Source organism: Streptomyces sp. ICC4, from assembly GCF_003287915.1.
Taxonomy (GTDB): domain Bacteria; phylum Actinomycetota; class Actinomycetes; order Streptomycetales; family Streptomycetaceae; genus Streptomyces; species Streptomyces tritrimontium.
Genome location: NZ_CP030286.1, coordinates 5,564,845 through 5,588,607 on the forward strand (window position 1 = coordinate 5,564,845; position 23,763 = coordinate 5,588,607).

Consider the following 23,763-nt stretch of genomic DNA (forward strand, 5'->3'; position numbering starts at 1 on the left):
GGGATGGCATGTCCATATTCGACGACCTGGCCCACCAGTACATCGACGGCGAATGGCTGGCCGGCAACGGTTCGTGGGACATCATCGACGTCAACCCGTACAACGGGGAGAAGCTCGCGGCCATCACCGTGGCCACCGTCGAGCAGGTCGACCAGGCGTACCGGGCGGCCGAGCGCGCCCAGAAGGAATGGGCCGACACCAGCCCCTACACCAGACGAGCCGTCCTGGAACGCGCCCTGCGGATCACCGAGGAGCGCGAGAAGGAGATCGTCGAGGCGATGATCGACGAGCTCGGCGGGACCCGTCCCAAGGCCGAGTACGAGGTCCACCTCGCCAAGGAGTTCCTCCGCGAGGCCATGCAGCTCGCCGTCCGCCCCGAAGGCCGCATCCTGCCCTCGCCCGTCGAGGGCAAGGAGAACCGGATCCAGCGGCTGCCCGTCGGGGTCATCGCCGTGATCAGCCCCTTCAACTTCCCCTTCCTGGTCACCATGAAGTCGGTCGCCCCGGCCCTGGCGCTGGGCAACGCGGTGGTCGTCAAGCCCAACCAGAACGCGCCCGTCGTCGGCGGCGGGGTCATCGCCAAGATATTCGAGGAGGCGGGCCTCCCGGCCGGCCTCCTCAACATCCTGGTCACCGACATCGCCGAGATAGGCGACGCGCTCCTGACCCATGCCGTCCCCAAGGTGATCTCCTTCGCCGGCTCGGACCGGGTCGGCCGGCACGTCGGCGCGGTCGCCGCCCGCCACTTCAAGCGCACCGTCCTGGAGCTCAGCGGCAACAGCGCGCTCGTCGTCCTCGACGACGCCGACCTCGACTACGCGGTGGACGCGGCCGTCTTCAGCCGCTTCGTCTACCAGGGCCAGGTCTGCATGGCCGCCAACCGCATCCTGGTCGACGCCTCCGTCGCCGAGGAGTTCACCGAGAAGTTCACCGCCCGCGTGCGCGCCCTGAAGACCGGCGACCCGCACGACGCCGACACCCACATCGGCCCCCTGATCAACTCCTTCCAGGCCGACGCCCTCACCGCGCTCGTCGACCGCGCCGTTGAGGCCGGGGCGAGCGCCCTCGTACGCGGCTCTACGCGCGGCAACCTGGTCGAACCCACCGTGCTGGCCGGCCTTCCCGAGGACTCGCCGCTGCTGGCCCAGGAGATCTTCGGCCCCGTCGCGCTGCTGGTCGTGTTCGACGGCGAGGACGAGGCGGTCCGCCTCACCAACGCGACCCCCTACGGGCTCAGCGGCGCCGTCCACACCCGCGACGTCGAGCGCGGGGTCCGCTTCGCGAAGCGCATCGAGACCGGGATGATCCACGTGAACGACTCCACCATCGGCGACGAGCCGCTGGCCGCGTTCGGCGGGGAGAAGGCCTCCGGCATGGGACGGCTGAACGGCGAGGCCACCATCGAGGCCTTCACCACCCAGAAATGGATCTCGGTTCAGCACGGCCGGACCCGGTTCCCGTTCTAGCGGCGCGGGCGTCCTAGACTCGGGCGGGTCAGGCCAGCACCGTCCGGGGGAGAGCCGAGTTGAGCAACATACCGGAGACCGGGCGCACGCCACGGGTCCTCAACCGGCTCGTCATGATCCAGATCGTGGTGTTCTCGCTGCTGCTGACCCTCGGCGGGCGCCTGTGGTACCTCCAGATACGCAACGGCCAGGAATACACGGACGAGGCGAAGAACAACCACACCCAGCAGGTCGTCCAGCCCGCCGTGCGCGGCGCCATCCTCGACTCCCGCGGGATCCCGCTCGCCGACAACGAGACGCGCATGGTGGTCTCCGCCAGCCGCACCGAGCTCTCCAAGACGAAGGACCGCGGCAAGCAGACCCTGACCGAGCTCGCCGGGGTCCTGGGCCTCGACCCGCAGAGCGTGATCGACGGCGTCCGGCTGTGCGACGCCAAGACCCCCAAGCCCTGCTGGAACGGCTCCCCGTACCAGCCGATCCCCATCACCGACGAGGCGACGACCGACCAGGTCCTGGAGATACGGGAGCATGCCGAGCGGTTCCCCGGCATCACCGCCGAGCCCACCGCCCTGCGCCGCTACGCCGGGCCCGACGGCGCGAACACCTCCCAGGTGCTCGGCTACCTCTCGCCGGTGACCGACGAGGAGATCACCAGGGCGAAGAGCTCCGACTCCCCGTACCTGCGCTCCGACCAGGTGGGCCGCAGCGGCCTGGAGCGCACCTACGACAAGGAGCTGCGCGGCAAGGCGGGCATCACCCGCTACGAGGTGGACAACCTCGGCCGCGTCCTCGGCGAGGGCGTGAGCGACAAGGCGCAGCCCGGCGCGAACATCGTCACCTCGATCGACTCCCGGGTGCAGGCGGTGGCCGAGCGCGAGCTCAACAACGCGATGATCGAAGCCCGCAAGGGCTACGACAAGAACACGCGCCGCAACTACGAGGCCGACTCCGGCGCCGTCGTGGTCATGGAGGCCAAGACCGGCCGGGTCGTCGCCATGGCCTCCAACCCGACGTACGACCCGAACGCCTGGGTCGGCGGCATCTCCGCGAAGGACTACGCCTCCCTCACGGACAAGGAGTCGAACCACCCGCTGCTGAACCGCGCCATCCAGGGCCAGGCGGCCCCCGGCTCGATCTTCAAGGTGGTCTCCTCGACGGCGGCGGTCAACGCCGGCTACCCATTCAACGCCCGCTACGGCTGCCCGAGCAGCTACTCGGTCGGCAGCCAGGTCTTCACCAACTTCGAGTCCCAGGGCTACGGCGACATCACCATCGGCAAGGCCCTGGAAGTCTCCTGCGACACCGTCTACTACGCCATCGCCGACAAGGAGTGGAAGAAGGACGGCGGGATCAAGCCCAAGGCCCAGCCCGGCGACTGGTTCTTCAAGACCGCCCACGAGTTCGGCCTCGGCAAGCCCACCGGCATCGACCTGCCCAGCGAGGTCCCCGGCCGGGTCCCCGACCGCCAGTGGAAGAAGGACTTCTTCGAGGCGAACAAGGCCGCCTGGTGCCGCGACGGCAAGAAGGACGGCTCGTACGCCGAGAAGATCGCCTACGAGAACTGCCGCCAGGGCAACCAGCTGCGCGAGGGCGACGCGATCAACTACTCCATCGGCCAGGGCGACACCCTCGTCACCCCGATCCAGATGGCCTCCGTCTACGCCGCCATCGCCAACGGCGGCACCCTGCACCAGCCCAGCATCGGCAAGGCCGTGGTCAGCGCCGACGGCACCTCGGTCAAGGAGATCGCGCCGAAGGAGCAGGGAAAGCTCCCGATGGACGCGAAGCTCCGCGACAACATCGACGGCGCCCTGGCCGACGTGGCCACCACCGGCAGCGCGGCCTGGCGCTTCGGCGGCTGGCCGCAGAAGCAGATCCCGATGCACGCGAAGACCGGTACGGCCGAGGTCCAGGGCAAGCAGACCACCTCGTGGTTCGCCTCGTACACCGAGGACTACGCGATCGTGATGACGATCTCCCAGGGCGGCACCGGATCCGGGGCCTCGGGCCCGGCCGTCCGCAAGATCTACGAGGCGATGTACGGCCTGGACGCGAAGGGCGCGCAGGACCTTTCCAAGGCCCTGCTCCCCGAGCCGCGGACCGAGCTCCCGCCGGTCCGCCAGGAAGGTCAGTGATCCGGCTTGATTCAGGACGGAACCTGACCGCAAGGCTCCGTAACGTGATTCTTGTCAGCAGGAGCAAGAACCACGGAAAGCAGGCGGTCGGCCATGGCTCAGATTTCCACGGAGGTCCCCGGTGACGAGCGCGGCACGCTCCTCTCCTTCGTCGAGGCCCAGCGGGCCGCCCTGCGCGAGGCCGCGCAGGGGCTGACCGGGGAGCAGGCGGCGAGCCGGCCCAGCGTCAGCGAGCTCTCCCTGTCCGGGCTGCTCAAGCACGCGGCGCAGTGCGAGCTCAACTGGCTGCGGATGGCGCAGCAGGCCGCGCCCGGCGAGGGCGAGGGCCGGGAGGAGTCCTGGGGCGATGCCTTCCGCCTGGTCGAGGGCGAGTCCGTGGAATCCGTCCTGGCCTTCTGGGCCGGGGTCAGCCGGGAGACGGAGGCCTTCATCGCCGCCGTCCCCAGCCTCGACGACAGCTTCCCGCTGCCGCCGGCCCCGTGGTTCCCGGCGGACGCCAAGGTCTCGATGCGCTGGATGCTCCTGCACCTGGTGGAGGAGTTCGCCCGCCACGCGGGCCACGCGGACATCATCCGCGAGTCCATCGACGGCACCCGCGCCATGGGCTAGCACGGCCGGTCCCCCGTAGGGCTTGCACCTCACGCCGCGTGAGGGACCACAGTGAAGGGCGTACCCAACCAGAGGAGCGGGAAGATGGGCTACTCCGTGGGCCAGGTCGCCGGATTCGCCGGAGTGACGGTGCGCACGCTGCACCACTACGACGAGATCGGGCTGCTCTCCCCGAGCGGCCGCAGCGGTGCGGGGCACCGGCGGTACGACGACGCCGACCTCGACCGGCTGCAGCGGGTCCTGTTCTACCGGGAGCTCGGCTTCCCGCTCGACGAGGTCATGGTCCTGCTGGACGACCCGGAATCGGACCCGAGGGAGCACCTGCGCCGGCAGCACGCCCTCCTGACCGACCGGATCGCCCGGCTCCAGCAGATGGCCGAGGCCGTTGAGCACGCCATGGAGGCGAAGAAGATGGGCATCAACCTCACGCCCGAGGAGAAGTTCGAGGTCTTCGGGGACAAGGACCCCGAGCAGTACGCCGAGGAGGCCGAGCGCCGCTGGGGCGGCACCGAGGGCTACGCCGAGTCGCAGCGCCGGGCCGCCGGCTACACCAAGGACGACTGGAAGCGGATGCAGGACCAGGTCGCCGACTGGGGCGCCCGGTACGAGGCCCTCATGGAGGCCGGTGAGAGCGCCGAGGGCGAGCGCGCGATGGACCTGGCCGAGGAGCACCGCCTGCACATCTGCACGTGGTTCTACGACTGCACGTACGAGGTGCACACGGGCCTGGGCGAGATGTACGTGGCCGACGAGCGGTTCAAGGAGTTCTACGACTCCATGCGCCCGGGCCTCGCCGAGCACCTGCGGGACGCGATCATGGCGAACGCCGTCCGCAAGGCGTAGGTGAAGTGGTCGTGCCGGTCCCTGGAACCAGCCGGGGGCGGTGTGCGTTCATAATTGGACGGACACCCCCCCCGATTCCAGGAGAGCCCGGAACTCGTGAACACGCTTGCGCTTGGCCCTGAGTGGATCTCCCCGGAGTATCTGATCGGGCATTTCGGTCTGATCGGCATCCTGGTCATCGTCTTCGCGGAATCGGGCCTCTTCGCGTTCCTGCCCGGGGACTCCCTGCTCTTCACGGCGGGCCTCTTCGTCGCGAGCGGCATCATCAGCCAGCCGCTGTGGCTGGTCTGCACCCTGATCGTGGCCGCCGCGATCCTCGGTGACCAGGTCGGATACATGATCGGCAAGGTCTTCGGGCCGAAGATCTTCAACCGGCCCGGCTCCCGGCTCTTCAAGCGCGAGAACCTCGACGCGGCACACGACTTCATGGAGAAGCACGGCCCCAAGGCCATCGTGCTCGCGCGCTTCGTGCCGATCATCCGCACCTTCGCGCCGATGGTCGCGGGCGCCACCGCGATGAAGTACCGCACCTTCCTGATGTTCAACATCATCGGCGGCATCCTGTGGGGCGCGGGCGTCACGATCCTGGGCTACAAGCTGGGCCAGTTCGAGGTGATCAAGAACAACGTCGAGCCGATCTTCATCGGCATCGTCCTGATCTCCGTGATCCCGGTGGTCTTCGAGGTGCTGAAGGCACGCAAGAACAAGAAGGCGGCGGGGGAGGCGGGCGCGCAGTCCGGCTCCGGGGACGACCCGCAGGCCTCGGGCCAGCGCAGCGGCCGCCACGCGAAGCGCTGAGGCCCCGCCAGGCCCCGTACGCACGATGCCCCGCGCGGCCGGATCCCCGGCCGCGCGGGGCATCGGCGTGTCCGGGCAGGTCCGGTCCGGGCCGGTCCGGTCCGGTCCGGTGGACCTTTCCGGTCACGGCACTGGCCGGCTGGCCGGCTAGAAGCCGCGGGTGCGCTTCGCCGCTCCGCGCTTGGCCGCGCTGGCCGCTCCGGGGATCCGCATGAACAGGCGGGACACCTCGGAGCCGAGGTTGACGCCGATCGCGATGGCGAGCGCGATGGCCGCGGCGTTCGTGAGCGAGCCCAGCCCCTCGTTCAGCCGGTTCTCGGCGATCAGGAGCAGCCCGTAGTACGTCGCCGAGCCCGGCAGCAGCGGGCCGATCGCGGCCGTGACGAAGGGGAGGGCCGAGGAGAACCGGTGCCGGGCCAGGAGCTGGCCGAAGAGGCCGACCAGTCCGGCCGCGATCGCGGTGGACGGCACCGGCGGCATCTTGGCGGCGTAGTGCAGGGCCCCGTAGACGACCCAGGCGACCCCGCCGTTCAGCGTCACGAACCACACGGTGGAACGTTCCTGCTGGAGCAGGATCGCGAACGTGAACACCAGCACCATCGAGGCGGCGATCTGGAGCAGCGGCCGCTGGTCGATCTGGAGGACGTCCTCCGGCTGCGGATCGGAGCCGAACTGGACGCCGACGAAGAGCACCACCAGGACGCCCATGATGATGCCGATGAAGAGGTACATGACCTCCAGCAGCCGGGCGGAGGCGGTGATGTAGTAGCCGGTCAGACCGTCCTGCACGGCTGCGACCAGGGCCCGCCCCGGCAGCAGCGCGAACAGTCCGCCGGTGATCACGGCCGACGAGCGCACGTCGAACTCGGTGAGCTTCAGGGCCACGCCCATCGCGGCCGGCGGCATCGCCGCGACCACGAACTGGTAGAACTCCGGCAGCCCGCGCCCGGCGCAGAGCCAGGCCAGCCGGTCGCCGAGCATCGCCCCGAGTGCGGCTGCGAAGAACACCAGTACGCCACCGCCGACCAGCGTGGAGGCCGCGCCGGCGAGCAGCCCGGCGGCGGCGGTGAGCATCCAGCCGGGGTACGGGTGCCGGTTGCGGCGGATCTCGGCGAGCCGGCGGTACGCGTCCTCCAGCGAGATCTCGACCTCGTGCGCGGTGATGTCGTTGACGAGGCTGAACACGGCCGAGAGCCGGGTGTAGTCGGTGCCGCGGCGGCGGACGGTGCGGTTCGCCGAGACGGGGTCGTCCACCAGGGAGGGCTGGTGGGTGATCGAGAGCAGGGTGAAGGTGACGGTGGGCTCGCAGCGGTCCAGGCCGTAGCTGCGGGCCACGGCGAACATCGCGGCCTCCACGTCCTCGGCGCCCTCGCCGCCCGAGAGCAGCAGCTCGCCGATGCGCAGCGTCAGGTCGAGCACGCGGCCCACGGCGGGCCCGGTCTCCGCGGCCAGCCGCTGGGCGGGCTCCGGTACCGGCCGGACGTCGACCGGCATGCGCAGCATCGTGCGCATGCGGTCCTGCCAGGGGGACTCCTTCATCCGGGTGACGGGGAAGCCCTGGGGGCCCGTGTAGGCGGGCGGGGAGTGCGCGGCGCTGTAGGTGTGCGGGGTGGCGAAGGCGGAGGCTGGGCCATCGGGGTCCACCGGCAGCGAGGCGAGCCCGTCGGGGACGGCGAACTCCGAGGTCGGCTGCTCCTCCTCGGCCACCTCGGGGTCCACTCCGACCCCGTCCGGCCGCGAGAAGGCGCTGCGCGCCTCGTCCGACTTCGGCTTCCGGTCCTCGGTCCCGGATGCTTCGCCCTCCGCCACGCGTCCTCCAGTCCCCGGCCAGCCCGTATCAGTATGCGGAACGCTTCGGTCCCGGGCGAAAGCGAGGTGCGGCCGCGGCGTACCCGGGCACGACAACGGGCGGCACCCCCGGAGGGGTACCGCCCGCGGTGTCACAGGGGCGGTCGGGCGAACCCGGCCCGCCCGTCACCGAGCGGAGCTCAGTGGTGGTCGCCCTGCGCCTCGAGGCGCTTGTAGGAGGCCTCGATCTCGGCCTCGGCCTCGGTGCGGCCGACCCAGTTCGCGCCCTCGACCGACTTGCCCGGCTCCAGGTCCTTGTAGACCTCGAAGAAGTGCTGGATCTCCAGGCGGTCGAACTCGGACACGTGGTGGATGTCGCGCAGGTGCTCGACACGCGGGTCGGAGGCCGGCACGCACAGCAGCTTGGCGTCGCCGCCCGCCTCGTCCGTCATGTTGAACATGCCGATCGCGCGGCACTTGATCAGGCAGCCCGGGAAGGTCGGCTCGTCCAGGATGACCAGCGCGTCCAGCGGGTCGCCGTCCTCGCCGAGGGTGTTCTCGACGAAGCCGTAGTCGGCCGGGTAGCTGGTCGAGGTGAAGAGGCGACGGTCCAGGCGGATCCGGCCGGTCTCGTGGTCCACCTCGTACTTGTTCCGCGAACCCTTGGGGATCTCGATGGTGACGTCGAACTCCACGTCCTGCTCCTCCATGATCAGCTTCATTGCTTTCGAGACTGCGTTTGATTCACCTGCGTGCGCGGGCGCCCCGGCCCTGTCGGGTGGGGTGCCATGCTCGCGGCAAGACGCAGTGGTTAAGTGTCCCTCACGCATATGTGTGATCGCGAAAGGGGCTGGTCCGAGGTGCCATTGGTCAAGACGTGGCAGCTCATCGCGGTGTCGGCCGTCGCCGGCCTCGCCCTGTCGGCCGCGACTGTCGCCGCCGCGGGTCCCTGGGACTCCGGCCAGCGTAAGGCCGAGCGGGACGAGGCCGCCTCTTGGGGCCGTACGGGTGGCGCAGATCACGGTCGCGGCGGGGACGGAGCGCAGCCCCAGGCCGCCCCGAGCGCCCCCGGAGTGCTCCCCGGCGTACGGTCCGCCCCCGCCGGCACGGGCACCCGCGCCGAGACCGTGGACGCCGGATCACTGGCCGCCGCGCTGCGCCCGCTGCTCGCGGACCGGTCCCTGGGCACCGCCCGCGGCGCCTCCGTCGTCGACACCGCCACCGGCGAGGTCCTCTACGAGTCCGGCTCCCGCGAGGCCATGACACCCGCCTCCACCGTCAAGATCGCCACCGCCGCGGCCGCGCTCGCCGCGCTCGGCCCCGAGCACCGGATCCGCACCACGGTGGCGCCCGGAGCCGGCCCCGGCAAGATCGTCCTGGTCGGCGGCGGCGACCCCTCGCTCACCGCGAAGAAGAAGGCCCCGGCCGGCTCCGGCGGCAGCCTCGTCGCCCTGGCCGCCGACACCGCGCAGGCGCTCAAGGCCGCCGGCACCGAGAGCGTCTCCCTCGGCTACGACGACTCCCTCTACACCGGCCCGGCCCGCCACCCGATCGGCGTCAACGACAACATCGCCCCGGTCACGGCCCTGACGGCCGACGAGGGCCGCCCCGACGAGTCCTTCTCCGGACCCGTCAGACGCAGCGAGGACCCCTCCCGGGACACCGCCCGCGCCTTCGCCGCCCTGCTGGCCGAACGCGGCGTCAAGGTGACCGGCGAGCCCGCCCGGGCCAAGGCCCCCGCCGGCGCCGTACCGCTCGCCGAGACCCTCTCGCCCCCGCTCGCCGGACTCGTCGAGCGGATGCTGACCCACAGCGACAACGACATCGCCGAGGCGCTGGCCCGCCAGACCGCGCTGGCCGCCGGAGCGCCCGCGAGCTTCGAAGGCGTGGAGAAGACGCTCGGCGCCAAGCTGGCCTCGATCGGCGTCGACACCTCCGGCTCCCGGTTCGCCGACGGCAGCGGGCTGAACCGCGAGGACAAGGTCAGCGCCGGACTGCTGACCGCCGTCCTGGCCAAGGCCGCCGATCCGCAGCGGCCCGAGCTGCGGCCCGTCCTGACCGGACTGCCCGTCGCCGGCTTCACCGGCACCCTGCGCACCCGCAACGCCGGCAGCTCCCCGGCGGCCGGCCTGCTCCGGGCCAAGACCGGCACCCTGACCGGTGTGAACTCCCTCGCCGGCACCGTCGTCGACCCCTCCGGCCGACTGCTCGCCTTCGCGTTCCTGACCGCGAACACCGCCGACGCGGGCGCCGCCGAGAAGGGCCTCGACAGGCTCGCGGCAGCCGTGGCCGGGGCTTCCTAGCGCAGGGCCGCCCGCGCCGGGGGATCCCGCCCGCGCGCCGGTCCACGTACGGTTGACGCATGACGAGCATCGGTGGTGCGGAGATGGTCGACTGGAACCTCGCGGTGGCGACCGCGACCCGGCTGGTTCGGCCCGGCCCGGAGGTCAGCCGGGAGGAGGCGCGCGCCGTCGTGGCGGAGCTGCGCAGGCACGCCAAGACCTCCGAACGGCACGTGCGCGAGTTCACCCGGATGATGCCCGAGGGCTCGGCCCCGCCCGACACCCCCGTCCTCGTCGTGGACCGGGCCGGCTGGGTGAAGGCCAATGTCGCCGGCTTCCGCGAGCTCCTGGCACCGCTGCTCGGCAAGATGCAGGAACGCCGCGCGGGCACCCCCGGCGGCGCCGTCCTCGGCGCGGTCGGCGGCAAGGTCACCGGCGTGGAGCTCGGCATGCTGCTCAGCTTCCTGGCCTCCCGGGTGCTCGGCCAGTACGAGACCTTCGCGCCGGCCGCCCTGGACCTGCCGGGCGCGGCCGCCGGCGGCCGGCTGCTGCTCGTGGCGCCGAACATCGTGCACGTGGAGCGCGAGCTGGAGGTGGACCCGCACGACTTCCGGCTCTGGGTCTGCCTGCACGAGGAGACGCACCGTACCCAGTTCACGGCCGTCCCGTGGCTCCGCGAACACATCGAGGGCGAAATCCAGACGTTCCTCGGCGCCACCGAGGTCGACCCGATGACCGTCCTGGAGCGGCTGCGCGAGGCCGCCCAGTCCTTCGCCGGAGCCCGCCCCGAGGCGGAGGGCGGCGACGAGGGCCGCTCGCTGGTCGAGCTCGTCCAGACCCCCGAGCAGCGCGAGGTGCTGGCCAGGCTCACGGCCGTCATGTCCCTGCTGGAGGGCCACGCCGACTTCGTCATGGACGGGGTCGGGCCCGAGGTGGTGCCCTCGGTCGCCGAGATCCGGGAGAAGTTCCAGCAGCGCAGGGCCAGCGGAGCGGGCCGGCTCGACGGGGCGCTGCGCAAGCTGCTCGGCCTCGACGCGAAGATGCGCCAGTACCGCGACGGGGAGCGGTTCGTCCGCGCCGTCGTCGGCCAGGTCGGCATGGACGGCTTCAACCGGGTCTGGACCTCGCCGAACACGCTGCCGACGAAGGCGGAGATCGCCAAGCCCGCGGACTGGGTCGCCCGTGTCCACCGCAAGGGGAGCGAACAGAGCGAAGAGGTGTGACGGGAGAGGCGTGAAGATGTCCCTCTGGGGGAAGCAGCGTCACCCGTCCGAGGGACCGTGGGGCGTGGAAGGGCGTGCGATGCTCGGGGAACGGCTCGGTTCTGTCACCATCATCGCACTCTGAGTGACAACCCCCCGTCCGCGGGGGGAAACCGGACAGCACCCGGCACAGCACCCTCCCCCACGCCTCCCGAGCGCCTCCGAGGCATCCGAACTCCACCGAAGGGCACCGGCACATGGGTCCCCATCCTGCGGTCGCGGCGATACGCCTGGCGGTCCGCCGCGCACTCCACGACGTCCTCACCGACCTCACCGACCGACCCGCTCCCGCACCCCGCGTAGGCCCCCCCCCGCACCGGATGAGCAGGAGTCCCCCCACATGCGCCACTCCCGCAGGACCACCATGTCCGCAGCCGTCGGCCTCGGCATCGCCGCCGTCCTCGGCGCCGTCGTACCGGGCACGACCGCCGCCGCCGCCTCCCCCGCCGGCAGCCCGAGCTCGTACGCCGCGTACGAGCGCTCCCAGGAGAACCAGGCCGCGAACCGCGCCTTCTTCGAGGCCGTCCGGCGCTCGGTGGCCGAGCAGCGCGCCGCCAACCCGGGCCTGGCGGCCGTGACCGTCACCTACAACACCCGCAACGCGCCGAGCTTCCGCACCCAGATATCCCGCTCCACGCAGATCTGGAACGGCTCGGTGGCCAACGTCAGGCTGCAGGAGGTGTCCTCGGGCGGGAACTTCTCGTACTACGAGGGCAACGACTCGCGCGGCTCCTACGCGAGCACGGACGGTCACGGCCGGGGCTACATCTTCCTCGACTACCGCCAGAACCAGCAGTACAACTCCACCCGTGTGACCGCTCACGAGACCGGCCACGTGCTCGGCCTGCCGGACCACTACTCGGGCCCGTGCAGCGAGCTGATGTCGGGCGGCGGCCCCGGGACCTCGTGCACCAACGCCAACCCGAACTCCGCCGAGCGCTCGCGCGTCAACCAGCTGTGGGCCAACGGCCTCGTCGCGTCGGGCCTGGACGCGAAAGGCTGAGACCCCGGCGGGGCCTGACCCGCGGAGGTCGGACCGCCGGTCTCCGGGGTCAGGCCTCCACGGGTGCGTACGCGGTGCAGTCCGGGTTCCCGCAGGGGCCCGGGCTCCACCGCGGCACGAAGATCCCGAGGGACTTGCGGCGGCTGACCACCGTCTCCACGGGCTGCCCGCAGGCCGGACACGTCTGCTGGTCGTGTCCGGCTCGCGGGGCGACCGTAACGCTCTCACCGCGATGCCGCTGTTCGCCTGCCATACCTCCACGGTAGGCCGGTTCCGCGCTTTTGGACCGCCGGGAGGGTCAGCGCCTGACGGCGTACGAGGTGACGACCTGGCCGCCGCCGAGGACCGTGGCGCCGGTCAGCTCCAGCGGGCGGACCCCGAAGCCGGCCCGCGACATCGGCATGCCGGTGCCCGCGAGGACGGGGTAGGTCTTGACCACGTACTCGTCGATCTCGTCGATCAGCTGGGTGGCGAGGTCCGCCCCGCCGCACAGCCAGATCCCGAGCCCGTCCTCGGCCTTCAGCTCCCGCACGCGGGCGGCGATGTCGCCGCCGATCAGCGTGACGGCCGGGTCGGGGGCGGTGGTGAGGGAGCGCGAGACCACGTACTGCCGGCGCAGGTGCCCGTACGGGCTGGCCTCCCCGGCCTTGAGGCCCGGCTCATAGGTGTTCCGGCCCATGAGCACCGTGTCGAAGCGCTTCGGCGGGGTGTCGGCGAGGCCGAGCCGGACGCGCCCCTGGGCGGAGATCGTCTCGGGGTACTCCGCCTTCAGGTGCTCGATGAACTCGCCGTCCAGGTGTGCGTAGAAGAAATCGCCGTCGCCGTCGGGGGCTCCGATGAACCCGTCGACGGTGGTGGCGATGAAGTACGTGAGCTTGCGCAAGCGATTCTCTTCCGTTCGGCAGTGCACCCCCATCGAGGCACGCCAGTCAAAGTACTTCAGGTGAAGTAGTCACACAAGGAGTCCAAGGGTAAGGAGTCCAAGGGTTCGCGGGGTCACCTCGGCTTGCGCCACATCGGCCACATCAGCGGCCCGTCCGGGAGCCGCACCGGCGTGCCCGTGTGCTCGAAACCGAGCCGCTCGTAGAGCCGGCCGCTGCGCTCGCTGCTCGCCTCCAGGTACGCCGGCACCCCCTCGCGGTCGCACCGCTCCAGCACCGGCCGGATCAGCTCCCCGCCCAGTCCCTCGCCCTGCCGGCCCGGCTCGACCGCGATCATCAGCAGGTACTCGTGCTCCTCGGCGGTCGGGTGCACGGCGCCGGTCAGCCGGCCCACCAGCTCGCACCGCTCGTTGTCGGGGTCGGCCACGGCCCGCATCTTCGCCGGGATCTCGTCCTCGCCCTCCGGTTCACCGGCCGGGATCCGCAGCCACAGCGCGGCCGCCGAACCGTCGGCCGCGAGGTCGACGCGGCCCTCGGCCAGCGCGACGTCCACGAAGACGCCGAGGAACTTCCCGTGCACCGCCGCCCGGTGCTCCGGGTCCGGGAAGACCCAGCTGCTCACCGGATCCGTGCGGAAGGCCTCGTCGAGCAGCCGCGCCACCGCGTCCCGGTCCGACTGATCCGCCTGACGTATCTCCAGCACCACTGGTCACACCCTTCGCTCGGTCATCAACAACCCGGAGCGATCCTAGAGTTGGGCCACACCAGCGGAAAGGCCGGTTCCGGCATCATGGGATGCCGGAACCGGCCTCGGCGCCGCGCGAGCGGTCGCGCGGTCGCGCGGTCGCGCGGTCACCCCGCCGCGCTCACTTCGTGCGCCGCGTCACGAACTCCGCCAGGGCCAGCAGCCCGCCCGCCGCCCCGAGGTCCGGAACGGCCCGCGAGAGCTGCTGCACCGCCCGGCCCATCCGGTCGGCGGCATGGGCCTGCGCCCAGTCCCGCCCGCCGGCCCGCTCCACCGCGTCGGCCGCCCGGCTCACGTCGTCCGCGGTCATGGGACCCGCGTAGAGGTCGGCCAGCTCCTTCCCCGCCGCGGTGCCCGAGGTGAGGGCGGCCACGACCGGGAGGGACTTCTTGCGGGCGATCAGATCCGCCCCGGCGGGCTTCCCGGTGTGGCCGGGGTCCCCCCAGATGCCGATCAGGTCGTCGATGAGCTGGAAGGCCAGTCCGGCCTCCCGCCCGAAGTCGTCCATCGCGTCGACCTCGTCCGGGCCGGCCCCCGCGTACAGCGCGCCGAGCGCGCACGCACAGCCCAGCAGGGCCCCGGTCTTGGCCGTCGCCATGGTCAGGCACTCGTCGAGCGAGACGTCCGGCCGCCGTTCGAAGGCGCAGTCCGCCTGCTGGCCCGCGCACAGCTCGATGACGCAGGTCGTGAGCCGGGCCGAGGCCGCCGCCGAAGCCGGGTGCGGGTCCTCGGCGAGCAGCCGCAGGGCGAGCGCCATCACGGCGTCGCCCGTGATGATCGCGTCCGGTATCCCGAAGACCGTCCAGGCCGTGGCCCGGCCGCGCCGGCGGGCGTCGCGGTCGATGACGTCGTCGTGCAGCAGCGTGAAGTTGTGCGCCAGCTCGACCGCGACCGCGGCCCGTACGACGCCCTCCCCCACGCTTCCCTCGCCCCCCAGGGCCTGGGCGGCCGCGAGCACCAGCGCGGGCCGGATCGCCTTGCCGGCGTTGCCCGCGGCCGGGGTGCCGTCCTCGTGCTCCCATCCGAAGTGGTACATCGCCACGCGCCGCATGGAGCCGGGCAGGCTCTCGACGGTCCGGCGCAGGGCCGGGTTGACCGTTTCTCTTGTCCGTTCGAGGAGGGCGGCGGCTTCCCGCCCCTCCCCGATGGTGATCGCCTCAGTGGTCGACATCGCCTGTCCGTCCCGTCCTGTCCCGTCCCCGGTGCTCTGCTAGGGCCGGCTCAGCGCCAGCGGGCGATCTCGACGTTCTCCAGGACACCGAGCGCGTCGGGCACGAGCACCGCGGCGGAGAAGTAGGCGGTGACCAGGTAGGAGATGATCGCCTGCTCGCTGATCCCCATGAACCGCACCGAGGTGCTCGGCTCGATCTCGTCCGGGATCCCGGGCTGGTGCAGGCCGATCACGCCGGACTCGTCCTCGCCGGTGCGCATGCAGAGGATGGACGTCGTACGGGCGTCGCTGATCGGGATCTTGTTGGACGGGAACATCGGGACCCCGCGCCAGGACGGCACGCGGTGCCCGCCGATCTCGACCGACTCCGGGTACAGCCCGCGCCTGTTGCACTCGCGGCCGAAGGCGGCGATGGCCTTGGGGTGCGCGAGGAAGAACTTGGAGCCGCGCCGCATGCTGAGCAGCTGGTCCATGTCGTCGGGGCCGGGCGCGCCGTCGTGGGGCTGGATGCGCTGGTCGTAGTCGGCGTTGTGCAGGAGGCCGAAGTCGCGGTTGTTGAGCATCTCGTGCTCCTGGCGCTCGCGCAGCGCCTCGACCGTGAGCCGCAACTGCTGCTCGGTCTGGTTCATCGGCTGGTTGTACAGGTCGGCGACGCGGGTGTGGACCCGCAGGACCGTTTGTGCAATGGAGAGCTCGTACTCGCGCGGGCGGCCCTCGTAGTCCACGAAGGTGCCGGGCAGCACGGCCTCGCCCTGGTGGCCGGCGGAGAGGTCGATCGCGGCCTCGCCGTACTTGTTGGTGCGCTGGTCGGGCAGGGACCGTACGGAGTCCACGTGCGCGCGCAGCGATTCGACGCGGTCGGCGAGGATCTGGAAGTCCTGGCGGGAGAGGACGAGCGCGGTGCCGGCGGTGGCGGCGCGGGCGGTGTACTCCCAGATGGCCTCCTCGTCGACGAGGGCGTCCTCGCCGAAGTAGGCGCCGTCGGCGACGGTCTGCAGGACGGCGTCGTCGCCGTAGGGGCCGGTGCCGATCTGGTCGACGCGGCCGTGGGCCAGCAGGAAGACCTTGTCGGACGGGCTGCCGAAGGAGGTGAGCTCCTGGCCCGCCTCGAAATCGATCTGGTGGCAGCGCGCCGCCAGTTCGGTCAGGACGTCGGGGTCGTCGTAATCGCGCAGGATCGGGAGTTCGCCGAGTTCCGCGGGGATCACCTGCACCTGCGTGCCGGTCTTGATGAATTCCACGCGTCCGTCGCCGACCGAGTAGCTCAGCCGCCGGTTGACCCGGTACGTGCCGCCCTGCACGGACACCCACGGGAGCATCTTCAGCAGCCACCGCGAGGTGATCTCCTGCATCTGCGGCGCGGACTTGGTCGTGGTTGCCAAGTTCCGCGCGGCCGATGTCCCCAGACTCCGCTGTGGCGCCTGGGTCTCGGATTCGGAACCTGCCTGGACCGACATGTATTTCCCCTTCGATCACTCCATGGATCTGCGGGACGGAAGCTTTCCAGTACGCACCGTGGTGGGACCATTACACAAAAGGGTGGGACTACTCCGTCCGTGGCTGGGCACCCTCAAGAGTTCAACTGGCCCCCCAGGAGCCACCCGAACCCCACCGGTTCCGGCCACCCCCACAAGCGGACCCGTTTTGAATTTGCATCGTGGATGCAAGTTTTCTACGCTGAACCCATGCGGCTGACCCGATTCACCGACCTGGCGCTGCGCGTGCTGATGCGCCTGGCCGTCGAGGAGACGGACCTCCCCACCACGCGCGACGTGGCGGCGACCATGGAGGTCCCGTACACCCACACCGCCAAAGTGGTCGCCAAGCTGCAGCATCTCGGCCTGGTCGAGGCGCGCCGCGGGCGCGGCGGCGGGCTCGCCCTGACCCCCGCCGGCCGGGGCGCCTCGGTGGGCGGACTGATCCGCGAGCTGGAGGGCGCCGGCGACGTCGTGGACTGCGACGGCACCGTGCCGTGCCCGCTGCGCGGCGCCTGCGTCCTGCGCGGCGCGCTGCGCCGGGCCCAGGAGGCCTTTTTCGCCTCACTGGACCCGCTGACGGTGAACGACCTGGTCGCAGCCCCGACCGGTCCGCTCCTGCTGGGCATTTCGGGCGGATCGACGGGGGCCGGAAGGCCCTGACCACGGGGGCCGAATGGCCGATTCGCACCGCCGGCCGGCCCGCATAGCCTGAACCCGACAGACCCTTCGAACAGAAGTACGCACCGCGGCGGACCCTGTGGGCCTGTTTTCAAAAATAGGCATCTCATATGCCAGTTCTGCAGCCGGTTCCGCGAACCACCCCTACGCGAGGAGTCCCCCAGATGCTTTCCGAGAAGTCGGCCGCGACCGTACGAGCCACCCTGCCCGCCGTCGGCGCGGCGATCGGCGACATCACGGAGCTCTTCTACGGGAAGCTCTTCGCGGCCCACCCCGAGCTGATCCGCGACCTCTTCAACCGCGGCAACCAGAACGCCGGCCTCCAGAAGCAGGCCCTCGCCGGCTCCATAGCCGCCTTCGCGACCCACCTCGTCGCCCACCCGGACGACCGCCCCGACGTGATGCTGAACCGCATCGCCCACAAGCACGCCTCCCTCGGCGTCACCCGCGAGCAGTACCCGATCGTCCACACGCACCTCTTCGAGGCCATAGTCGAGATCCTCGGCGAGGCCGTCACCCCCGAGGTCGCCGAGGCCTGGGACGAGGTCTACTGGCTGATGGCGAACGCCCTCATCACCATCGAGGAGCGCCTCTACGCCGAGCAGCAGGTCCTGGCCGGCGACGTCTGGCGCGACTGGACGGTCGCCGCCCGCGTCGAGGAGACCGCGGACTGCGCCACCTTCCACCTCACCCCGGCCGACGGCGCCCCGGCGCCCGGCTTCAAGCCCGGCCAGTACGTCTCCGTCCAGGTCGAACTCCCCGACGGCGCCCACCAGATCCGCCAGTACAGCCTCTCCAGCGCCCCGGGATCACCCCTCCGCTCCCTCACCGTCAAGCGGGTCCACGGACCGGCCGCGGGCGGCCCCGACGGCGAGGTCTCCCACCACCTCCACACCCGGATCGGCACCGGTGACACCCTGCGCGTCTCCGCCCCGTACGGCGACCTCGTCCTGCGGGACTCCGCCGCGCCGGTGGTCCTCGCCTCGGCCGGCATCGGCTGCACCCCGATGCTCTCGATGCTGGAGCACCTGGCGGACACCGCGCACACGGCCCCGGTGACCGTCCTGCACGCCGACCGCTCCCCCGCCGACCACGCCCTGCGCGCCGACCACCGGGCCCTGACCCACAAGCTCGCGGACGCCCGGGCCCACTTCTGGTACGAGGCCGACGCGGAGCCCGGCGACCACGAGGGCCGCCTCGACCTCGCCGCCGTCCCCGTCGCCCCGGGCACCCTGGCCTACCTCTGCGGACCGCTCCCCTTCATGCGGGCGGCCCGCGAGCAGCTCATCGCCAAGGGTGTGGCGCCGGCGGACGTCCACTACGAGGTCTTCGGCCCCGACCTGTGGCTCGCCTCCGCGTGAGCCGTGCGCCGGTCTTGCGCCCTTGCGGCGGAATGGCCGCCTCCACTAAACGTTGAGTGACGTACCCCTCACTCAGAGTCAAGGAGGCGGCCATGTCCGCACCCCTGTCCGCGGACCGGTTCATCGACGCCCTGCGGGCCGAGGGCCTGACCGTCGTCGAAGTCGGCGGCTGGCGCACCCGCAACCGCAACCACAAGGGGCCCTGGGGCCCGGTGCACGGGGTGATGCTCCACCACACCGTCACGCACGGGACCGCCTTCACCGTCCGGCTCTGCCGCGACGGCGACGAGGCCCTCCCCGGCCCGCTCTGCCACGGCGTGATCACCAAGGACGGCCGGGTCCACCTCGTGGGCCACGGCCGCGCCAACCACGCCGGGGCGGGCGACTCCGACGTCCTGGCCGCGGTGATCGCGGAGAAGCGCCTCCCCCCGGACCACCGGGCGGACACCGACGGCAACCGGTACTTCTACGGCTTCGAGTGCGAGAACCTCGGCGACGGCGAGGACCCCTGGCCGGCGGCCCAACTCGACGCGATGGCCCGCGCCTCGGCCGCCCTGTGCCGCGCCCACGGCTGGACCGCCCGCTCGGTCGTCGGCCACCTCGAATGGCAGCCGGGCAAGATCGACCCGAAGGGCTTCACGATGGCCTCGATGCGCACCCGCGTCGAGGAACGCCTGAAATGACGCCCGCACCGCTCTGACGTGCGACGGCGGGCGCGCGGGCGGCACACAATGGGGGCGTGAACCGTCCAGGCGACCCCGAGCTGATCCTGCGGCCCCGGCCGGCCTCCCCCCTGCGGGAGGTCCGCGACGAGCGGTTCGGGCGGCACGGTGTGCGGCTGCTGCTCAAGCGGGACGATCTGGTCCATCCCGAGCTGCCCGGCAACAAGTGGCGCAAGCTCGCGCCGAATCTGCGGGCCGCCGTCGCCGAGGGCCGTACGGAGCTCGTGACCTTCGGCGGGGCCTACTCCAACCACCTGCGGGCCACCGCCGCCGCGGGCCGGCTGCTGGGGCTGGCGACCGTCGGGATCGTACGGGGCGACGAGCTCGCGGGGCGCCCGCTGAACGACTCGCTGGCCCGGTGCGCGGCGGACGGCATGCGGCTGCACTTCGTGACCCGTTCGGCCTACCGGGACAAGGCCGCCCTGCCCGCGCGGGCCGGTGCGGCCGACGCCTACGTCATCCCGGAGGGCGGCAGCAACGCGCTCGCGGTACGGGGCTGCGCCGAGCTCGGCCACGAACTGCGGGGCGCCTGCGACGTCGCCGCGGTGGCCTGCGGCACCGGGGGCACCCTGGCCGGGCTGGCGGCCGGGCTGGCCCCGGGCCAGCGGGCGGTGGGCGTCCCGGTGGTCGGGGGCGGGTTCCTGGAGGCGGAGATACGTTCCCTCCAGGCGGCGGCGTTCGGCGGCCCGGCGGGCGACTGGTCGCTCGCCGAGGGCTTCGCCCACGGCGGCTACGCCCGGGTCCCCGACGCCCTGGAGGCCTTCGCCGCGGACTTCGCCTCCCGCCACGGGCTGCCGGTGGAGCGGATCTACGTGGCCAAGCTCCTCTGGGCCCTGCTCGAACTCACCCGGGCCGGCGCCTTCCCCCCGGGCACCACCCTGGCGGCGGTCGTCACGGGCCGCCCGTAGGGGGGTACATCCCGCGCCGCGGCTACGCCGACTCCTCGCGGTAGGCCGCCGCCTCCTCCAGGTCCAGCCGGCGCAGCAGGGCCCGCAGCATTTCGTCGTCGATGCGGCGCGCGTCCCGCAGCGACACGAAGACCTCCCGCTCCGCCGCGATCATCTCCCCGGCCAGCCGGCGGTACACCTCGTCCGCCGACTCGCCGGTCACCGCGTTGACCTCGCCCAGCCGCTCCCACACGGCGTTGCGCCTGCGCTCCAGCACCGTCCGCAGCCGGTCCGCCAGCGGCGGCGGCAGGGCGTTCGCCGGTGCGGCCAGCAGTTCCGTCAGGCGCTCCTCCGCGGCCCGCGAGGCCTCGCTCTGGGCCTGGGCCTCCGCCAGGGTGTCGGCGTGGGTGTCGCGCGGGGGCAGGCGCAGCAGGCGGATCAGCGGCGGCAGCGTCAGGCCCTGGACCACCAGGGTGCCGATCACCGTGGTGAACGTCAGGAACAGGATCAGGTTCCGGTGCGGCACGCTGATCGGCACGGAGAAGGCGATCGCCAGCGAGACCACGCCGCGCATGCCGGCCCATCCGACGATGACCGGCGCCTTCCAGTTCGTCTCCGGCTCCCGCTCCCGGATCCGCCGCGAGAGCACCCTCGGCAGGAACGTCGCCGGGAAGACCCACGCGAAGCGGGCCGCCACCACGACCGCGAAGACCGCCAGCGCGTAGCCGGCCGCGGCCATGCCCTCGTACTCCCCGAGCCCCTTCAGCACCACCGGCAGTTGGAGCCCGATCAGCGCGAAGACCACCGATTCGAGGATGAAGGCGACCACCTTCCACACCGCCTCCTCCTGGAGCCGGGTCGCGAAGTCGACCTGCCAGTTGTGGTGCCCGAGGTACAGCGCGACCACCACGACCGCCAGCACGCCCGAGGCGTGCACCCGCTCGGCGGCCGCGTAGGCCACGAACGGGATCAGCAGCGAGAGCGTGTTCTGCAGCAGCGAATCCCGCAGCCGCCTGCGCAGCACGTGGATCGGCACCATCAGCAGCAGGCCCATCCCGACCCCGCCCACCGAGGCCAGCAGGAACTCCGCGATCCCGCCCGTCCAGCCGGCGCTCGCCCCGACCGCCGCCGCCAGCGCGACCTTGTACGCGGTGATCGCGGTGGCGTCGTTGACCAGGGACTCGCCCTGCAGGATGGTCGTGATCCGGTTCGGCAGCCCGAGCTTGCGCGCGATGGCCGTCGCCGCGACCGCGTCGGGCGGCGCGACGACCGCGCCCAGCACCAGCGCCACCGGCAGCGAGAGCCCCGGCACCACCAGGTAGGCCGCGTACCCGACGGCGAGCGTCGCGAAGAGCACGTAGCCCACCGACAGCAGCGCCACGGGCCGCAGGTTGGCCCGCAGGTCCAGGTACGAGCTGTCCACGGCGGCCGTGTACAGCAGCGGCGGGAGCAGCAGGGGCAGCACGACGTGCGGGTCGAGGCCGTACTCGGGCACGCCCGGCACGTACGCCGCGACCAGCCCGACGGCCACCAGCAGCAGTGGCGCGGGCACCGGGGTGCGGCGGGCCGCGCCCGCGACGACCGCACAGCCGGCGACGAGCGCCACCAGCGGCAATACCTCCATCGAAGATCACCCTCGCCTGATTCGAATCGCCCTCGCGCGCCCGCGCCTCAGTACGCTGGCCATCATGAGCGAGTGCACCCACGTTCCCGAACTGCCGCGCCCCGAGCCCATCCCCCTTGCCCAGACGTGCCCTGAATGTCTGGCGCTCGGCAGCCATCCCGTGCAGCTGCGGATGTGCCTGGGGTGCGGGCACGTCGCCTGCTGCGATTCCTCGCCCCACCGGCACGCCACGGCGCACCACCGGGAGAGCGGCCACCCGGTGATGCGCAGCTTCGAACCGGGTGAGACCTGGCGATGGTGTTTTGTCGACGGTTCGATCGTCTGAGGCGGGGTAGGTCAACCCTCCGCCGGTTCCCCTGATTTGGGCCCGCAGACCCCTAGCCACTGTGCGTACCGATGGGCTTACCATCAGTCACCGGTCACAGGTGCGGCCGCTCGGCCAGCTATGTTCGACGGGGCCCTGCGCTTCCGCCCAGGGGTACCGCGACACGATCGCCCGGATCGCGATAGCGTCACCGGCGAACAGAGCTCGTACCACCTTGGAGGTGAGGGTGTCCCAGATCGCAGGCGAGCCCGGGACCCAGGACTTCGTGGAAGTCCGGCTGCCCGCTGCGGGTGCCTACCTGTCGGTGCTGCGGACGGCCACGGCCGGCCTCGCGGCACGTTTGGACTTCACCCTCGACGAGATCGAGGACCTCCGCATCGCGGTGGACGAGGCCTGCGCGATCCTGCTCCAGCAGGCCGTGCCCGGCTCCGTCCTCAGCTGCGTCTTCCGTTTGGTGGACGATTCGCTGGAGGTGACCGTCTCCGCCCCGACCACCGACGGCCGGGCCCCGGAGCGCGACACGTTCGCGTGGACGGTCCTCTCGGCGCTGGCCGGGAAGGTCGAGGCCACGGTCGAGGAGGACAAGACAGTGAGCATCAGCCTCTACAAACAGCGCGGCGCGGGACCAGGCCCGGCGTGAGCGGCGGGGAGGTCCCGGTGCGGGGCGGGGATCGGCCCCGGGCACGACACGAGGTCGACGGCGGCATTCCGGAGCAGCAGCACGCCCGGCCGCACCCGGCTGACACGGATGCGGAAAACGGCTTTTTGGACTCGGCGGAGCGACGGGCGGGCCCTGTGAGCGAGAACCAGCACGACCAACCACTGCCGGTCCAGCCACCGGGGGCCGCTGCCACGGCCCCGCCGGCCCCGGCCCCGGACACACCGGACGCCCCCGCGGCCCCGGTGTTCACCGCTCCGGCTCCCCTGCCGGATCCGCGCGACCGCAGTGGCGCGCGGGCCCTGTTCATCGAGCTGCGGGCGATGCCCGACGGCTCGCCGGAGAAGGCCGAGCTGCGCAACCGCCTCGTGCGGATGCACCTGCCGCTGGTCGAGCACCTGGCGCGGCGCTTCCGCAACCGCGGCGAGCCGCTGGACGACCTGACCCAGGTCGCCACCATCGGGCTGATCAAGTCGGTGGACCGGTTCGACCCGGACCGGGGGGTGGAGTTCTCCACGTACGCCACGCCCACGGTGGTCGGCGAGATCAAGCGCCACTTCCGCGACAAGGGCTGGGCGGTACGGGTCCCCAGGCGGCTGCAGGAGCTGCGGCTCTCGCTGACCACGGCGACGGCGGAGCTGTCCCAGCAGCACGGCCGCTCCCCCACGGTGCACGAGCTGGCCGAGCGCCTCGGCATCTCCGAGGAGGAGGTGCTGGAGGGCCTGGAATCGGCCAACGCCTACAGCACGCTCTCCCTGGACGTCCCGGACACCGACGACGAGTCGCCGGCGGTCGCGGACACCCTGGGCTCGGAGGACGAGGCGCTGGAGGGGGTCGAGTACCGCGAGTCCCTCAAGCCGCTGCTGGAGGGGCTGCCGCCGCGGGAGAAGCGGATCCTGCTGCTGCGCTTCTTCGGCAACATGACCCAGTCGCAGATCGCGCAGGAGGTCGGCATCTCGCAGATGCACGTCTCGCGCCTGCTGGCCCGCACCCTGGCCCAGCTCCGCGAGAAGCTCCTGGTCGAGGAGTAGCCCCGGGGTCGGGGAA

General features: G+C 71.8%; 23 protein-coding genes. 15 read left to right on the forward strand and 8 right to left on the reverse strand.

Annotation, left to right across the window (positions count from 1 at the left end; translation table 11 throughout):
* The first annotated feature begins 8 nt into the window (after positions 1–8).
* From DRB89_RS25935 to DRB89_RS25955, 5 genes are all read left to right on the forward strand, one after another.
* Positions 9–1,466 carry an aldehyde dehydrogenase family protein gene (locus DRB89_RS25935; protein WP_112450439.1) on the forward strand — a complete coding sequence of 486 codons (1,458 nt, stop codon included), beginning with the start codon at positions 9–11 and terminating at the stop codon, positions 1,464–1,466.
* Between the two features lie 59 nt (positions 1,467–1,525).
* Entirely contained in the window at positions 1,526–3,601 is a 2,076-nt protein-coding gene (mrdA, locus tag DRB89_RS25940; RefSeq protein WP_112450440.1) for a penicillin-binding protein 2, read from the forward strand.
* A gap of 93 nt (positions 3,602–3,694) precedes the next feature.
* Entirely contained in the window at positions 3,695–4,210 is a 516-nt protein-coding gene (locus DRB89_RS25945; RefSeq protein WP_112450441.1) for a DinB family protein, read from the forward strand.
* A gap of 84 nt (positions 4,211–4,294) precedes the next feature.
* Entirely contained in the window at positions 4,295–5,053 is a 759-nt protein-coding gene (locus DRB89_RS25950) for a MerR family transcriptional regulator (RefSeq protein WP_112450442.1), read from the forward strand.
* Positions 5,054–5,149: 96 nt separating this feature from the next.
* Positions 5,150–5,851 (forward strand): VTT domain-containing protein, encoded by a 702-nt coding sequence (locus tag DRB89_RS25955; RefSeq protein ID WP_112450443.1) that lies wholly within the window; start codon positions 5,150–5,152, stop codon positions 5,849–5,851.
* Between the two features lie 147 nt (positions 5,852–5,998).
* On the opposite strand, the gene DRB89_RS25960 is transcribed toward DRB89_RS25955, so the two are convergent.
* Complete coding sequence (locus tag DRB89_RS25960) at positions 5,999–7,660, reverse strand: threonine/serine exporter family protein (RefSeq protein ID WP_112450444.1); 1,662 nt, start codon at positions 7,658–7,660, stop codon at positions 5,999–6,001.
* 179 nt (positions 7,661–7,839) lie between these two features.
* Positions 7,840–8,334 carry an inorganic diphosphatase gene (locus DRB89_RS25965; protein WP_112453683.1) on the reverse strand — a complete coding sequence of 165 codons (495 nt, stop codon included), beginning with the start codon at positions 8,332–8,334 and terminating at the stop codon, positions 7,840–7,842.
* Between the two features lie 165 nt (positions 8,335–8,499).
* On the opposite strand from DRB89_RS25965, the gene dacB reads away from it, so the two are divergent.
* From dacB to snpA, 3 genes are all read left to right on the forward strand, one after another.
* Positions 8,500–9,942 carry a D-alanyl-D-alanine carboxypeptidase/D-alanyl-D-alanine-endopeptidase gene (gene dacB / locus DRB89_RS25970; RefSeq protein ID WP_239516341.1) on the forward strand — a complete coding sequence of 481 codons (1,443 nt, stop codon included), beginning with the start codon at positions 8,500–8,502 and terminating at the stop codon, positions 9,940–9,942.
* A 59-nt stretch (positions 9,943–10,001) separates the two neighbouring features.
* A complete protein-coding gene (locus DRB89_RS25975; RefSeq protein ID WP_112450446.1) occupies positions 10,002–11,144 on the forward strand; it encodes a zinc-dependent metalloprotease in 1,143 nt (380 codons plus the stop codon).
* 379 nt (positions 11,145–11,523) lie between these two features.
* A complete protein-coding gene (gene snpA, locus DRB89_RS25980; RefSeq protein ID WP_112451945.1) occupies positions 11,524–12,186 on the forward strand; it encodes a snapalysin in 663 nt (220 codons plus the stop codon).
* A 49-nt stretch (positions 12,187–12,235) separates the two neighbouring features.
* Here the strand turns inward: snpA and DRB89_RS25985 are convergent, their stop codons facing one another.
* The 5 genes from DRB89_RS25985 to DRB89_RS26005 form a co-directional block, all read right to left on the reverse strand.
* The gene (locus tag DRB89_RS25985) at positions 12,236–12,439 is read right to left on the reverse strand and encodes a hypothetical protein (protein WP_112451946.1); all 204 of its coding nucleotides are present in this window, start codon (positions 12,437–12,439) and stop codon (positions 12,236–12,238) included.
* 45 nt (positions 12,440–12,484) lie between these two features.
* The gene (locus tag DRB89_RS25990; RefSeq protein WP_112451947.1) at positions 12,485–13,069 is read right to left on the reverse strand and encodes a dihydrofolate reductase family protein; all 585 of its coding nucleotides are present in this window, start codon (positions 13,067–13,069) and stop codon (positions 12,485–12,487) included.
* 113 nt (positions 13,070–13,182) lie between these two features.
* On the reverse strand, positions 13,183–13,773 hold the full coding sequence (locus DRB89_RS25995) for a GNAT family N-acetyltransferase (protein WP_112451948.1): 591 nt from the start codon (positions 13,771–13,773) through the stop codon (positions 13,183–13,185).
* Between the two features lie 160 nt (positions 13,774–13,933).
* On the reverse strand, positions 13,934–14,983 hold the full coding sequence (locus DRB89_RS26000) for a family 2 encapsulin nanocompartment cargo protein polyprenyl transferase (protein WP_112451949.1): 1,050 nt from the start codon (positions 14,981–14,983) through the stop codon (positions 13,934–13,936).
* 50 nt (positions 14,984–15,033) lie between these two features.
* A complete protein-coding gene (locus DRB89_RS26005) occupies positions 15,034–16,440 on the reverse strand; it encodes a family 2B encapsulin nanocompartment shell protein (RefSeq protein ID WP_112451950.1) in 1,407 nt (468 codons plus the stop codon).
* Positions 16,441–16,668: 228 nt separating this feature from the next.
* Here DRB89_RS26005 and DRB89_RS26010 point away from each other — a divergent pair, with 228 nt between their 5' ends.
* The 4 genes from DRB89_RS26010 to DRB89_RS26025 all read left to right on the forward strand — a co-directional run bounded on the left by DRB89_RS26010 (position 16,669) and on the right by DRB89_RS26025 (position 20,130).
* Positions 16,669–17,121, forward strand: a complete 453-nt coding sequence (locus DRB89_RS26010) for an Rrf2 family transcriptional regulator (RefSeq protein ID WP_112451951.1) — start codon at positions 16,669–16,671, stop codon at positions 17,119–17,121.
* Positions 17,122–17,303: 182 nt separating this feature from the next.
* Positions 17,304–18,500, forward strand: a complete 1,197-nt coding sequence (locus DRB89_RS26015) for a globin domain-containing protein (protein ID WP_112451952.1) — start codon at positions 17,304–17,306, stop codon at positions 18,498–18,500.
* 92 nt (positions 18,501–18,592) lie between these two features.
* On the forward strand, positions 18,593–19,183 hold the full coding sequence (locus DRB89_RS26020) for an N-acetylmuramoyl-L-alanine amidase (protein ID WP_112451953.1): 591 nt from the start codon (positions 18,593–18,595) through the stop codon (positions 19,181–19,183).
* A 56-nt stretch (positions 19,184–19,239) separates the two neighbouring features.
* Positions 19,240–20,130, forward strand: coding sequence for a pyridoxal-phosphate dependent enzyme (locus DRB89_RS26025; protein ID WP_112451954.1), 891 nt, complete (start codon positions 19,240–19,242; stop codon positions 20,128–20,130).
* Between the two features lie 22 nt (positions 20,131–20,152).
* On the opposite strand, the gene DRB89_RS26030 is transcribed toward DRB89_RS26025, so the two are convergent.
* Positions 20,153–21,733, reverse strand: a complete 1,581-nt coding sequence (locus tag DRB89_RS26030) for a Na+/H+ antiporter (protein WP_112463435.1) — start codon at positions 21,731–21,733, stop codon at positions 20,153–20,155.
* Positions 21,734–21,797: 64 nt separating this feature from the next.
* Between DRB89_RS26030 and DRB89_RS26035 the strand changes: the two genes are divergently transcribed.
* From DRB89_RS26035 to DRB89_RS26045, 3 genes are all read left to right on the forward strand, one after another.
* Positions 21,798–22,058 carry a UBP-type zinc finger domain-containing protein gene (locus DRB89_RS26035; RefSeq protein WP_112454146.1) on the forward strand — a complete coding sequence of 87 codons (261 nt, stop codon included), beginning with the start codon at positions 21,798–21,800 and terminating at the stop codon, positions 22,056–22,058.
* A 226-nt stretch (positions 22,059–22,284) separates the two neighbouring features.
* Positions 22,285–22,698, forward strand: a complete 414-nt coding sequence (locus DRB89_RS26040; RefSeq protein WP_112452126.1) for an anti-sigma regulatory factor — start codon at positions 22,285–22,287, stop codon at positions 22,696–22,698.
* Complete coding sequence (locus DRB89_RS26045; protein WP_112452125.1) at positions 22,695–23,747, forward strand: RNA polymerase sigma factor SigF; 1,053 nt, start codon at positions 22,695–22,697, stop codon at positions 23,745–23,747. Before DRB89_RS26040 ends, DRB89_RS26045 begins: the two co-directional genes overlap by 4 nt.
* Positions 23,748–23,763: the final 16 nt, after the last annotated feature.

Bases quoted from the DNA above. Each gene is read 5' to 3' on its own strand.
- DRB89_RS25935 (WP_112450439.1), top strand. From the start codon at position 9: ATGTCCATATTCGACGACCTGGCCCACCAGTACATCGACGGCGAATGG.
- DRB89_RS25945 (WP_112450441.1), top strand. From the start codon at position 3,695: ATGGCTCAGATTTCCACGGAGGTCCCCGGTGACGAGCGCGGCACGCTC.
- DRB89_RS25950 (WP_112450442.1), top strand. From the start codon at position 4,295: ATGGGCTACTCCGTGGGCCAGGTCGCCGGATTCGCCGGAGTGACGGTG.
- DRB89_RS25975 (WP_112450446.1), top strand. From the start codon at position 10,002: ATGACGAGCATCGGTGGTGCGGAGATGGTCGACTGGAACCTCGCGGTG.
- snpA (WP_112451945.1), top strand. From the start codon at position 11,524: ATGCGCCACTCCCGCAGGACCACCATGTCCGCAGCCGTCGGCCTCGGC.
- DRB89_RS25985 (WP_112451946.1), bottom strand. From the start codon at position 12,439: ATGGCAGGCGAACAGCGGCATCGCGGTGAGAGCGTTACGGTCGCCCCG.
- DRB89_RS26000 (WP_112451949.1), bottom strand. From the start codon at position 14,983: ATGTCGACCACTGAGGCGATCACCATCGGGGAGGGGCGGGAAGCCGCC.
- DRB89_RS26005 (WP_112451950.1), bottom strand. From the start codon at position 16,440: ATGTCGGTCCAGGCAGGTTCCGAATCCGAGACCCAGGCGCCACAGCGG.
- DRB89_RS26010 (WP_112451951.1), top strand. From the start codon at position 16,669: ATGCGGCTGACCCGATTCACCGACCTGGCGCTGCGCGTGCTGATGCGC.
- DRB89_RS26015 (WP_112451952.1), top strand. From the start codon at position 17,304: ATGCTTTCCGAGAAGTCGGCCGCGACCGTACGAGCCACCCTGCCCGCC.
- DRB89_RS26020 (WP_112451953.1), top strand. From the start codon at position 18,593: ATGTCCGCACCCCTGTCCGCGGACCGGTTCATCGACGCCCTGCGGGCC.
- DRB89_RS26030 (WP_112463435.1), bottom strand. From the start codon at position 21,733: ATGGAGGTATTGCCGCTGGTGGCGCTCGTCGCCGGCTGTGCGGTCGTC.
- DRB89_RS26035 (WP_112454146.1), top strand. From the start codon at position 21,798: ATGAGCGAGTGCACCCACGTTCCCGAACTGCCGCGCCCCGAGCCCATC.